The 12,923-nt window shown below is 43.3% G+C and carries 14 protein-coding genes; 9 read left to right on the top strand and 5 right to left on the bottom strand.

Annotation, left to right across the window (positions count from 1 at the left end; genetic code table 11):
- Positions 1-824: 824 nt before the first annotated feature.
- The 6 genes from V3V99_05370 to V3V99_05395 all read left to right on the top strand — a co-directional run bounded on the left by V3V99_05370 (position 825) and on the right by V3V99_05395 (position 5,557).
- Positions 825-1,889, top strand: a complete 1,065-nt coding sequence (locus V3V99_05370; GenBank protein ID MEE9442079.1) for a tetratricopeptide repeat protein — start codon at positions 825-827, stop codon at positions 1,887-1,889.
- A 343-nt stretch (positions 1,890-2,232) separates the two neighbouring features.
- Positions 2,233-3,114, top strand: a complete 882-nt coding sequence (locus V3V99_05375; protein MEE9442080.1) for a hypothetical protein — start codon at positions 2,233-2,235, stop codon at positions 3,112-3,114.
- Positions 3,115-3,145: 31 nt separating this feature from the next.
- Entirely contained in the window at positions 3,146-3,592 is a 447-nt protein-coding gene (locus V3V99_05380) for an ankyrin repeat domain-containing protein (protein ID MEE9442081.1), read from the top strand.
- A 3-nt stretch (positions 3,593-3,595) separates the two neighbouring features.
- Complete coding sequence (locus V3V99_05385) at positions 3,596-3,808, top strand: ankyrin repeat domain-containing protein (GenBank protein MEE9442082.1); 213 nt, start codon at positions 3,596-3,598, stop codon at positions 3,806-3,808.
- A gap of 251 nt (positions 3,809-4,059) precedes the next feature.
- Positions 4,060-5,241 carry a serine hydrolase gene (locus V3V99_05390; protein ID MEE9442083.1) on the top strand — a complete coding sequence of 394 codons (1,182 nt, stop codon included), beginning with the start codon at positions 4,060-4,062 and terminating at the stop codon, positions 5,239-5,241.
- 25 nt (positions 5,242-5,266) lie between these two features.
- On the top strand, positions 5,267-5,557 hold the full coding sequence (locus tag V3V99_05395; protein ID MEE9442084.1) for a hypothetical protein: 291 nt from the start codon (positions 5,267-5,269) through the stop codon (positions 5,555-5,557).
- A gap of 31 nt (positions 5,558-5,588) precedes the next feature.
- Here V3V99_05395 and V3V99_05400 read toward each other — a convergent pair whose 3' ends face one another.
- The gene (locus V3V99_05400; protein MEE9442085.1) at positions 5,589-5,957 is read right to left on the bottom strand and encodes a cupin domain-containing protein; all 369 of its coding nucleotides are present in this window, start codon (positions 5,955-5,957) and stop codon (positions 5,589-5,591) included.
- Between the two features lie 512 nt (positions 5,958-6,469).
- Between V3V99_05400 and V3V99_05405 the strand changes: the two genes are divergently transcribed.
- The 3 genes from V3V99_05405 to V3V99_05415 all read left to right on the top strand — a co-directional run bounded on the left by V3V99_05405 (position 6,470) and on the right by V3V99_05415 (position 8,444).
- Positions 6,470-7,483 carry a toll/interleukin-1 receptor domain-containing protein gene (locus tag V3V99_05405; protein ID MEE9442086.1) on the top strand — a complete coding sequence of 338 codons (1,014 nt, stop codon included), beginning with the start codon at positions 6,470-6,472 and terminating at the stop codon, positions 7,481-7,483.
- Positions 7,484-7,579: 96 nt separating this feature from the next.
- On the top strand, positions 7,580-7,987 hold the full coding sequence (locus V3V99_05410; GenBank protein MEE9442087.1) for a hypothetical protein: 408 nt from the start codon (positions 7,580-7,582) through the stop codon (positions 7,985-7,987).
- 13 nt (positions 7,988-8,000) lie between these two features.
- Positions 8,001-8,444, top strand: a complete 444-nt coding sequence (locus tag V3V99_05415) for a TIR domain-containing protein (protein ID MEE9442088.1) — start codon at positions 8,001-8,003, stop codon at positions 8,442-8,444.
- Between the two features lie 56 nt (positions 8,445-8,500).
- On the opposite strand, the gene lpxD is transcribed toward V3V99_05415, so the two are convergent.
- The 4 genes from lpxD to rplU are packed head-to-tail and all read right to left on the bottom strand — an operon-like array spanning position 8,501 to position 12,771.
- The gene (gene lpxD, locus V3V99_05420; GenBank protein MEE9442089.1) at positions 8,501-9,511 is read right to left on the bottom strand and encodes a UDP-3-O-(3-hydroxymyristoyl)glucosamine N-acyltransferase; all 1,011 of its coding nucleotides are present in this window, start codon (positions 9,509-9,511) and stop codon (positions 8,501-8,503) included.
- A 2-nt stretch (positions 9,512-9,513) separates the two neighbouring features.
- The gene (locus V3V99_05425; protein MEE9442090.1) at positions 9,514-10,032 is read right to left on the bottom strand and encodes an OmpH family outer membrane protein; all 519 of its coding nucleotides are present in this window, start codon (positions 10,030-10,032) and stop codon (positions 9,514-9,516) included.
- Positions 10,033-10,074: 42 nt separating this feature from the next.
- A complete protein-coding gene (bamA, locus tag V3V99_05430) occupies positions 10,075-12,441 on the bottom strand; it encodes an outer membrane protein assembly factor BamA (protein ID MEE9442091.1) in 2,367 nt (788 codons plus the stop codon).
- Positions 12,442-12,453: 12 nt separating this feature from the next.
- Positions 12,454-12,771, bottom strand: coding sequence for a 50S ribosomal protein L21 (gene rplU, locus V3V99_05435; GenBank protein ID MEE9442092.1), 318 nt, complete (start codon positions 12,769-12,771; stop codon positions 12,454-12,456).
- Between the last annotated feature and the right edge of the window lie 152 nt (positions 12,772-12,923).

A 12,923-nucleotide genomic window follows, 5' to 3' on the forward strand; every position in this document is an offset into this window, starting at 1 on the left:
GCCTGTTTTCAGCTGTCGCGCGGTGTATCCACTTCATGTTAATAGTATTTGGTGCCGTGCAGGTGTCCACACCTGCGCGGTAAAAATGGGTTTGTTTCCTCAGATTAACGTTTTGGGTCATATCAAATCGATGGTGATTCCGACAGGCGAGGGCCTGTTTTTTTCCCGTAGGATTCGCTCGCGAGCGACCCGAAGATTCGTTGCGACATATATGGCGGGCTTGTCGCGACGAGCCCTTACTGATGATTGTGTATTTGCAATATGTTTCATCTTACATATGAGGATGAATTCCGAAAACACGTCAGATTGGTTGAATAATTGTAAATGCTCTTTGTGAGACCCTACCCGAAAAAAAGCGCTTCGCTTATTTTTCGGATAGGCTGGCCGGTCCGAATCACAACAGAGCTTTGATTATGCAAATCAGGTTCTGAAACTGTCTTGCTGAAAAAAACGATATAAGCAACTGATGGATGATTTGTGCCAGTTATCCTTCCCCAAGTCTGAAGGGCCTGTTGAAAAACCACCGCCGAGAGTTTTGGCAGGTCTATATTTCGTAAAAACAAAATCGTTACCTGCTGTGTATTAAGAACTTACGATTCGTAATGTTTTCCCATTCCTTAGGCTGAAGACCATTTCAATACTTTTTCAGCAAACCCTGAAAACTTGGGGCACCCGGCAGACACACAGTCAATTTTGTATTTTGCCTTTATCATTATTGATATAGACTCTCTGGTAAAACAAACTGCCATGAAAATGTGTTGGAAAGTATTGTGTCATGTGCTATCCTTTCTATCTGAGCGCTTTTTTTCAAGTGAGGATATCTTATGAAGAATTGCAAAGAAATAATAATAATACTCATGGTATTCGCGCTATTCCTGCCAACGGTGATATGCGCACAGGAGGCAGATAAAATCTCGGCGGCACCAATAATAGAGGAAACTCTAAAGGATTTTGGCATTGACGCGGCTATTGTAAAATTCAGGGAAATACGTGCACAAGAGGAAAGCTATTCCGTACTACAAGCTGAATTATTAAGGCTTGGAGGTAATCTTCGGAGAGAGGGCAAAATTCAGGAAGCTATTGCCGTATTTAACATGACCATAGAAGCTTTTCCGAATTCCGATCAGGCTTATTTCGGATTAGGTCGAGCCTATCGCTCATTAGGGCTGAACGATAAGGATTTGGAGAGTACTAACCGTGCTTATGACATCAGGAATGCCGGAAGGCTCGCCGATTTCATTTTAAAAAATAAAATCTCTATAGCTAAAAATGCTGAACAAGTTATTGACAGGTATCTCCAGGCTATTGGTGGCAAAGAAAACCTGGTCAAAATAAAAACTATTAAGCTAACCCTGACCGGCCTCAATGCAGTCAATCAGGAAGCGGCTTTCTTTCGTTATTACAAATATCCACATTTTTGTCGTCAGACCGTGGTCAGGAGTGGTAATTCAAATGTAACGGATGGCAAGAAAGTCTGGAGAGTAACTTCCGAAGGATGGAAGGAGAACCCACAAAGCAATTTCAAATATTTTCCTGATATTTATGGTGATTTTATTGATTACAAGGAGAGAGGCATTTCCTACAAGTTGCTTGGTATAGAAGCTATCGATTCGAGGGTGATGTATCGCTTATTGAAAACTCACAAAGACGGACACACAAGAGAATATTATTTTTCTGCGGAATCCGGCCTGTTTGTTATGGAACGCCGTGATTTCGGGATCGGCAAAGATATTAAACGACATTATGATTGGCGGGAGGTTGAGGGTATCCTCTTCCCCCACATGTTTGTAGTTACAAGTAAGGTTGGCCTCGGGAATTCGCACGGGGCTATTATTAAAGAAATCAAGATCAATGAAACTCTGGATGATTCGCTATTCATTGAATTATAGCCCGGTGCTCCAAAGCTTTGGAGTGTGTTGAAAAACCGGAGTATTTCATTAGAGACTATATGTCAGCCATACAGAGGCAAGGCATGATATCACAGTGCCGGATGCCTCTCAGATATCGTGTCATGGCGTCTATGACGGCGTTATTGTATCAATTATAATTTCTCAAGATCATCCGATTCGATTTATTTCCCTTTATTATTGGCTAATTCTGTTAGAAAAATATTGTAAAGAGGCAGAGAATTAAACAAGTTTGTTATTGTTTCGTCATAATTGTTAATTGCGGATTAGTGTATACCATGAGTTGAGTGTATTTTTTGGTGAAATGTAGATTTTGGAGAATATTATGAAACCAAATATAGTAAGCATAGGTCTTTGTCTGGTAGTATCATTATCCGGTATCTGCATTGCACAGAATGATTCCCCTGGTGGGGGAGGAAATTTCCCCGTTCTTACCGGTCCATATTTCGGTCAAAAACCACCGGGAATGACGCCGGAGGTTTTTGCACCAGATGCGCTGTCCACGAAAGACTTTATAGAGATGGGATGTACCTGGACACCTGATGGTAGAGAATTCTACTTTGGCCGATCCGAGACATCGGAGATTAGTTCGAACTGGGCAATTTGGGGTATGCGAGAAACGGATGGTGTATGGAGCGAGCCACAGATAGTTGCCTTTTCAGGAGTGTACCGGGATATTGCTCCATTTATCACACCGGACGGGAAATACATGATCTTTTACCGTGAGAATTCTCAAAAGAACGAGATACGTCGGAGCTCATGGATTGTGGAAAGAACAGGGGACGCATGGGGCGAACCGCGATTCTTCGTCGACGCCTATTGCCTCACTACTAAAGACTTCCGAACATTCTATTTCACGACAGAACGGAGTGAGGAAACCAGCAAAGACCTTGGCCAGATGATCCTCGATAAAGGCGTATTCTCTGAGCCAATGAAACTGGAGGGCGAATTGAATTCGGAGGAATGGGAGGCTCATGGAAGCATTTCCCATGACGGCAGTTTCATGCTTTTTGATCGAATCGAAAGCACGTTTGTCAGTTTTCGGAAAGACGATGGTACGTGGAGCCGGGGATACGACCTCGGTGCGAAATTCCACATACCCTCTGTTTCGCCTGACGGGAAATACATATTCTTTGAATCGAATGGTGATATTCACTGGGTTGATGCCAAAATCATTGAAGAGTTAAGACCGGAGGAAGCGGAATAATTAAATATCATTTAAGGAGAAAAAAATAACAATGCGTAAATCAACTTTATTAATAGCTCTACTTCTGTTTGCAGCAGCTTCAACATTACATGCGCAGGAAATTTTCGATGCGGTCAAAGCCAACGATCTTTCAACTGTAAAGCGTTTAATCACAAAAGATTTATCGCTTGTTAACCAAAAAGACAACTACGATAACACACTCCTTCATATCGCCGCAGATAGTGGTTATGTTAAAATTGCGGAATATCTTCTTGGTGAAGGTGCTGATATAAGTACCAAAAACGCAGAGGGAAATACTCCTCTGCATCTGGCCGCGTTATTCGGCCATGTCGGCGTATCAGAGCTTTTTATTCAGAATAAAGCGGATCTTAATGCCGTCAATGTTCAGTTGTACACACCTCTTCACTCGGCAGTTTTCAATGGTCAGGATGATTTATCCCGACTATGTATTGAAAAAGGTGTGGATATAGAAAGGTAGAATATTCATTGGTGGACCTCACTACATTTGGCGGTGCGAAAGAACCGTAAAGCCATTGCTGAGCTGTTGATTGCGAAAGGTGCCGATGTTGAAATCCGGGATAATTATCAACGTACACCATTTTCGCTTGTGGCGCATCAGACAGGTAATGTAGAGATTGCAAAATTATTTATCCAAAACAGAGCTGATATTAACGCAAAAGATCGTGATGACTAAACGCCCTTAGATTTGGCAATCTGGAGAGGATTTACCGGAATAATTGATTTGTTTTTAGATAAGGAAGCTGATTTTAGCACTGTCGGTAGAGCTGCTCTACAAAATCTTCGTTTCGCGGCAGATTGTGGATCGACTCGCTTGTTTCAGGAGATTTCACGGAGAGCAGGAGAAGAACTGTTCGATACAGAATCCATCAATATCTACTCTACGTATCAAGATAATAATACATATTAGTAACCTGGAGATGTTATATGGCTGTCAAAGATAAGTTCAAGCAACCGAGAATCAGGACGATGAATACCAGGAGAATTCGGGAAGTAGCTCTGATGCTCATTCTTCTATCTCTGATTTCTTACCTTTTTGTTTCCTGTGGGAGCGATTCGAAGGACCCTGTTGGTCCCGTTAATCCGCCGGATACCGGCTTTGAATGGACGATTGCTCCACCCGAAGAGCATGGCTTTGATCCTGCCCTGCTGGATACTTTGACCGACAGGATAAATTCCGGGAATCTCGGCCGTATCACCAGTCTGCTGATAGCCCGGAGCGGCAATCTGGTGTATGAGCAATACTTCCGAGGATATGAGCTTAACAATCTGGTAAGTATATATTCCTGCACCAAAAGTGTGACATCGGCCTTGATGGGCATCGCAATCGGCGAAGAGAGTATTGGCGGTGTCGACGACAGGCTCTTTGATTACCTTGATGGATATACTCTTTTTCCGCCTGACATGATCGATAGCTTGAATAGAGAAGGCATTACCCTGGAACACCTGCTGACCATGACGGCCGGGTTTTCCTGGAAGGAGTTGGAGGTGCCATACGGTGATACGGGAAACAGTTACAATAAGATGGTAAACAGTGATAACTGGATACAGTTTGTCTTAAATCAGCCCATCGTATCCGAACCAGGCACCACTTTTGAGTATAGTACGGGGCTGTCAGGATTGATGGCGGTCATCTTGGAGAACAGCACCGGCCAGCAAGTTGATGATTACGCGCGGGAAAAGATCTTCCGGCACATAGGTATCGATACGTGTGTCTGGCGAATGAGTCCGAGAGGAATTCCTATGACCGGGAGTGGACTAAAACTCAGACCTCGTGACATGGCGAAATTCGGCTGGCTGTATTCTCAGAATGGCGTGTGGGATGGTGACACTATCGTGCCAAGTTGGTGGGTACAGGCATCCCATCAGATACATAGCACGTCGCCGAACGGACGGGAATATGGATATCAGTGGTGGCTGGTACAGTTTACAGATGACCAGGGCAATCCGTTTTACATGCCATATGCTCTCGGCTATGGCGGTCAGCATATCTTCGTCCCACCAGTCTATGACATGGTTATCGTCGTTACCGCGGATGATGATCAAAATGTCAGCAGTAACTACATACTTGAGATCATTGACCGTATAGATCAGGCATTCACCCCATGATCGTTACCGGTTTGGAGGTTCTTTTATGTCGAGAACAATTGGATTGCCTGGCGCTGTTATGTGCCTTACTTTCGTAATGGTGTCCGACTGCGCAGCGGACAAATGGAATGGTCAATGGTTCGCCACTATCCAGTTCGGGGCCGCAGAATTCGGCCACGAGGCTGGAAGTATTCCATCTGAATCGGGTGAAGTCTTTCACTATGATGGCAACGGTACCATTGGTGATCTGACTGTGGGGCAATGGCTATTGAGAATAATTAATGAAATTCCGTTTTTATTGGCAAACCGGTTTCGGTCCATTTTCATACGAGTATGATATTGATTGACAACTGGCGTTTTTGTGTCAATTATAGTTTCTCAAGATCGTCAGGCTCGATAGTATATTTATGATCTACATTACCGGTATTGCGGGTTGTTGCCGGTTCAAAAAGCAAAGCATGGCATTCCTCGGCGGCGACGGGCTTATGTTCCACCCCGCGCGGCACAATGTAAAATTCACCCTCAGAAAGATTAATTACCGAATCCGAAAGATGAATTTCCATACCGCCCCTTATAACCAGAAAAAGCTCATCCTCATTGTCATGATGATGCCAAACGTATTCGCCCTTGAACTTAACGACTTTAACATACTGACCATTGAGTTCACCTACAATTTTCGGTGACCAATGTTCATTGAAAGATGCCAATTTCTCGGCGATGTTAACTTTATTTGCCATAGTTATTTGTCTTTCTTTTTCTCACGAGTTGCCTGCAGTTTTGCTATGGAAATATAAACAAACATACTTCGTTTGTAAACCGATCTCATCGGGCGAAGGATCTTATTCCAAAATGGGTTTGTTTCCTCAGATTAACGTTTTTGGTCATATCAAACCGGTGGTGATTCATAACACACCCCGTCCCCCGTTTCACGGGGGCCACCCCTCTCAAGAGGGGAACAGGCGGGGGCCTGTTTTTTGGCTGTCGGGGATGTTATCCCTTTTTGGCTGTCGCGCGGTATTCCTGGCACGGGTAATTTTTGTCTGAAAATATAATTCATACTATAAAATGCGGATGATTTCGGAAACAGTGGTGGATTTGATGGGTAATTGTGGATGGTCACATGCGGGACACCACTCGGTTAATATTCTAACTTTACTATAAATTCTTATTGACATTGCCTCTTTGGTAGGATAAATTGTTGTGGAAGGGCGCTACATAGTATTATATTAGTTAATGAGAGAAGGTATAAATGAATATTATTCTATATCAGGATAACACGATAAATGTGAACTTTAATTGCATAATCACGAACTTCAGAAAGTTGGCGCCGGAATTAAAATTAATAAAAGGTAAGGCACAATTCTCTATTGAAGGTTCAATTGTTTCGTCACCAAAAAGTTACAATGACCTGTCTCCGGAAATAGATACTGAATGTAATGATTCTGATCTGATATTTCTTTCCACGTCAAAGATGTACGATAATAATTATTTTTGCGATAACTTTTATAAAAAATCAATCGTTTCATTTTCTGGTTGGGAGCATCTAACAGATGTGCCAATAAACAATGGAGCAGTTTATTTTATATGCGCCATTCTTATTCGCGTTCTTAATGTTGGAATTAGACATGATGAAAACACTGGCTGTATAAATGATTATTGGATGGATAAGACTGGCATCGATATTGGGATGAAGGCAGGTATAATTTGCCCAAAATGCATGGATCATTACAAAAATAATACTACAAGTATTGGGGATAAACTCCTTCCTCAAATAACAGCCATTTTGCATGAGCTTAGTATAGCATCACAAGATAATATGGATATTTGTAAATATTGGCAATTAAGATCTACTCAAGATAATTATGATGTATTCCTTTGCCATAATAGTGAAGATAAAACCGAAATTCGAGAAATGAATACAAGACTAAAAGAAAAAGGTATCAGAACATGGTTAGATGAGGAACAGTTGCCGCCTGGGTGTCTTTGGCAGGATGTCTTGGAGGAACAAATTCCTCAAATTAAAACGGCTGCTGTTATTGTTGGTCAGAGTGGTGTTGGGCCTTGGCAACATATGGAGATAAGGATATTTTTGCAGGAATTTATAAGACGGCGTTGTCCTGTTATTCCCGTTATTCTCCAAGATTGTGTCGACGTCCCGAAGCTACCTCTATTTTTAAACCAACTGGTTTGGGTTGATTTTAGGAAAAAAGAACCAGAACCATTTAGTCAATTACTATGGGGAATCAAAGGGAAAAAGATGTAATGCTATTGGCCAAATTTATAATTTGCATGATCGGTGTTTTGTTAAATCCCATACCATCAGTCGAGATCGCACAATTGGCAGTAAAAAAGGAGAATTATGTCGAATAAACATGCGCATTTAGAGATAATTCAAGGAGTCGTTAACCGGCTTTCTCAAAACTCATTTCTTTTAAAGGGGTGGAGTGTAGTCTTAGTATCTGCCATGTTTGCTTTAGCGGCCAAAGATAGTCGATTGCTGTTTGTTTATTTAGCCTATTTTCCTACAATCGCTTTTTGGTGTCTTGATGGATATTTTCTCCATCAAGAGAGGCTGTTTCGCAAATTATATGATCATGTTCGTAAATTATCTGAAGAAAATATTGATTTTTCTATGAATACACAAATCGTGCAAGATCAAGTTGCATCATGCGCGGGAGTAACTTTATCTAAAACCCTAATTGTATTTCATGGCGTAATTCTGATATCCATTATTCTGGTTATGGGAATTAGTATTTATATAAAGTAAGGAGGAGTGTGATATGGCAAGACGTGTATTCTTTAGTTTCCACTACAGGCATGTATGGAGAGTTAATCAAATAAGGAGTATGCCAAACATAACGGGTACTGCCTCAGCAGGGTTTCAGGATGCATCTCTTTGGGAGGGTGCAAAAAAGAAAGGTGTCAAAGAAATAAAGCGTATGATCGACAAAGGTTTGGAGAATACCTCGGTCACGGTAGTGTTCGTAACTCATGGTACGGTGGATAGAAAATACATAAACTACGAAATCAATCAGTCACTCGCCCGTGGCAATGGTCTAGTAGCAGTTCAGATCCATCACCTTAAAGACGAAAACAAGCAAACTAGCTCGCCTGGTGCCATACCTTACCAGATAAAGGCTAACGGATTCAAGGCGTATAAATATACTAATAAAGAAGCGTTAGCTCGCTGGATTAATGAAGCAGCTAAGATAGCAGGCAGGTGATCCTTAACGATAGATTACGCCAATGGTGACTCACAGCTCTGCTATGGATATTGAAGTTATTCCTCTTCCAGTTTCCTGACGCGGCGGATGAGGTCCGGGAGTTTGCGGAGGGAGGCTTCGATTCGTTTGGTTTCCATTATCGGTTTGGCCGGATACCCGAAATACATTTTACCGCCTTCGAGTGATTTGGAAACTCCCGATTGCGCTCCGACAATTGCCCCATCACCGATTTCAATATGTCCCACGACACCAACCTGCCCGGCCAGGATTACGGCCTTGCCCAATTTAGTCGAGCCTGATATGCCTACTTGCGCGACAATAATCGAGTTCTCGCCAATCTTCACATTATGCGCGATTTGTACCAGATTATCAATTTTGACGCCTCGTTCAATCACTGTCGGCCCGACGGCTCCCCTGTCAATCGTGACGCTCGCTCCGATTTCAACATTATCGCCGATTTCAACCCATCCCACTTGGCGGATTTTTGAATATTCCTGACCCGGTTCGGTCGGAGCGAATCCAAATCCGTCGGAACCGATTACGGTACCGGCGTGAATTATAACGTTATTCCCGATTTTGGTTTCGTGCATTATCGAAACATTGGGAGCAATCCGGCAATTATCGCCTATTATTGAGTTTTTGCCTATAAATGTGCCGGCCTTGATAACGCATTCATTACCAATCTTCACACCTTCTTCTATGACAGCATGAGGCCCGATTTCAACCCGGTCAGATAGTAAGGCTTTTTCGGAAATCGCGGCCGTGGGATGAATTGTCCAGTTTTCTTCGTAGGGAAGAGGATATAAAATATTAATGATTTTAGAGAATGCCAAATAGGGATTATCGCTGACAATCGTATTTTTACCTTCAATCGCATGATCGGGAGATAAAACAAAGGCCGACGCATTTGAGTCGGCCATAAATTTCTTGTAAGCGGGATTTGATAAGAACGTGATTTGTCCCGAACCTGCGGTTTCAATCGGCGCCGCGGACTCAATTATCGTCGCTCCATCTCCTTTGAATTCCGCCCCGATTTTTTCTGCCAATTCTTTAACCGTAAACGGCAAGACTATTCGCCTTCTTCAAGTATCTCAAGAACCTTATCGGTTATATCCAGTTCCTTTTTCCCGTATGATAAACCGCCGGAATTAAAAACGAAATCGATATTTTCTTCAATCGCGACTTTTTCTATCGATGCCGTTATTTTTTCCAGAAGCGGTTGAGCCAATTCATTCTGTCTTCTTTCAGCCCGCCCGCCCGGCGCCGAAACATCTCGCGTAAAGGCCTGCAATAGTTGTTCCTTGGCAACAATTGCGGCCTCTCTTTCGGCTTTCTTGTCGGCGGACAGGATTAGCTTTTGTTTTTCATACTCGGTGTACATATCCTGTAATTCTGTTTGCATTTGGGCCGCTTCATCGTCCCATTCCTTCATGTCGGCCGCGAATTGCTCCTGGGCTCTAACCCATTCGGTATAACTCATGAAAATTCTTTCGGAATCGACAAACGCCAATTTTTGTGCTATCGCATTTCCTCCAAACATCAACGCGAAGATGAAACACACAATACTCAATCTAACCAGTTTCCGCATGAGCACTCTCCTTTTATAAGAATAAAATATTCCTCAATAACCTTAAAATCCCTGCCCGATCTGGAAATGAGGTTTCCAACCTCCAGATTCGCCGTAAACCTCGTCGAAGGCGTAACCGAAGTCAAATCCTATAACACCGACTCCCGGGACTACCAATCGAAATCCGATTCCGGCTCCTCGGGCCAGGCCGGAAAACAGCTTAATATCTCTTTTACTTTCCCAGGCCGCTCCGGCATCGGCAAAACCCAGGACATATATTTGCTGTTCCACGAGAGGGAACTGAAGTTCAAAATTATAAATTACCTCCGCTATTCCTCGATCAAAACTTCCGCCCGGTCCCCGGGGAGAAAGCGAAGCGTCGGGGTATCCGCGCACCATGCCGTCGGGATCGACCCCGCCCGGCGAAAAACGCTCGGAATAGGGTATTTTGTCATTATTATCAGCGCTGATATAACCGAATCTGAATTTACTGACAAAAGCGAAATTCCATCCCAGTGGAATAAATCTTTGGGCAATAAACAGGTGTTTATAATATTCCCATTGACCGCCCAAAATTCCTCCGGCGTATTCGCCCGTGTATGATACGCGTGAACCATCCGTGGAAAATATCGGCAAATCACGGCTATCGCGTTCGATGGTAAGCGAAGTCGCTGAAGTTCTCAGCCATTCCTCATTAAAATTGATAAGCGAGCCGCTATTGGGTATGTATGTTTGATTACCATCGGAATCAAATACAATATCTCCGCTGCGGCCCCGGAAGCTATCTGAAAAATCAAAATAGCGCACATCTTCGACGCGATATCTCCAGAAAACTTTGAAATAGTTATCCGGCCACCTCAGACGCCGTCCCAATCGGACTGCTCCACCGCGCCGTCCTTCGGTAAAATCTTCATACCACCGGCGGTTTAAATTATATATATCGCCACCGACTGATGTCGGCGTGCCGAAAAACCAGGGTTCGGTAAAGCCAAGCGATATCGAATTCCGCCGAGAACCGAAATCGATATTCATGCTCACATTTTGACCGTTGCCCCTGAAGTTCGGGATACCCAAGCCAAAAGTCCCGACCAACTTATCCTGCCCTGAATAACCGGCCCCGGCCGAAACCTGACCGGTCGGCTTTTCTTCAACTTTCAATATCAAATCAACATCGCCGGACGGCAAATTTCTAATATCAGGCACGACGTCAGCGAAATAATTCAACTGCATCACTTCGCGAAGAGAGCGCATAAGGAGCGACCGGCGAAATGTATCCCCCGGGCGAATGAACATTTCCCGGCGAATTACTTTTTCTTTTGTCTTGGTGTTGCCGGCGATTTTAATCATGCGAACTTCCGAAGGCAATCCCTCAATTATCCGGTAAGAAATATCAATCGTTGAATCACGGGTTTTGCGCTCATCGAGAATCCGAACATGCAAATAACCTTCTTCCTGGTACGCCCCATATAATTCCCCGAGCGATTCATCATATTTTTCCTGGTTAAAAATTTTGCCTTCATCATGCTTGAGGACTTTTGACAGCCGCTCGGAGCTATAGATTTCATTGCCCGAAAATTCGGCTTTGCCAAAATAATATCGAGGCCCCTCATACATATCGATGTATACGCTCATTCGGTTGCGAGCCGTATCGATAACGAATGAATCCGATTTTATATATGCGTCAACAAATCCTTTTTTATTGCAGTATTCGATAATCTTGTCTAAATCTTCCGGGTATTTTTCTTTCTTGAAATCAGACGATCGCAAAAAACCGTGCTTGCGGTTCGACATCTGCTTAACGACATCCTCAGCCTTTAACCGCTCCGTGCCGGTCAGATAAACCTTTTCGACTTTTATTTTACTGTATTCTTTTATCTTAAAAGTCAAATCAGCCTGAGTCGAATCTTCCGAATATTTCAATTCCGGATTGGCTATGGCCATAAAATATCCCTTGGACATATATTCCGCTTCGATTTTGGCCTTGGCCTGCATTGCCAGATGATCCGATATGAATCCGCCCGGAGCCAATCGCAACAGCTCTTCCAGATCCTTGTCTTTTATCTTATCGTTGCCGTCATAATTAATGCTGGTGAGTTGAGGATATTCGCTAACCCTGATAATGATAATGATTCCGGCGGTAACCGGTTCGATTTCCACGGTAATATCACGGAATATCCCCTGAGCATAGAGGCTCTTTACCGCTCCCTGAACCTCGGTTCCTTTCAGAGTCCCGCCCAGCGCAAACGCCGCGATATTTTTTATCATGGTTTCAGAAGAATTGACATTGCCGGTCACCTGAATATCAACAATTTTGTATTGCTGATACTGCTGAGCGGCGGCCGAAGCATTAATAATAATTACCGACGCCAGAGCAATCGCGCCGGAAAATATAATTCCTCTTATCCCGTCCCTGATCTTCAATAAGTCCATCAATATTTTTTATTACGCCGGTGTATTGATTTTGGTGATTTTTAATTCCGTATATGATTGCCTGTGACCTTTGGTGCGGCGATATTTGGTCCGTCTCTTAAACTTATAAACGGTGACCTTGTCGTCCTTATCCTGGGTCAATAGCTCCGCCTCAACCGTCGCGTTTTCAACGTACGGATTGCCAACCACCGGCTCTTTATTTCCGGAAATCAGAAGAACCTTATCAATCGTCACCTTTTCTCCGACCGCACCGTCTAATCGAGGGACTTTAACAAGAGCCCCTTCCTCAACGGTAAATTGGGTGCCGCCCGTTTCGATTACAGCGTACATAAATCCAATTCCTCCAAAGATTTCTTAAAATAGTTAATCTTAGAAGGTAATATCCAGACGGCGCAAGTCAAGCAAAATTTCACCGGCATCCTTTCCTGCCAACAGGTTTTTGTTTCTCCATTCACAACTTATACTCTCCAATATACTTACTG

It is taken from the genome of Candidatus Zixiibacteriota bacterium, assembly GCA_036480375.1.
In the GTDB taxonomy this organism is placed as follows: domain Bacteria; phylum Zixibacteria; class MSB-5A5; order GN15; family JAAZOE01; genus JAZGGI01.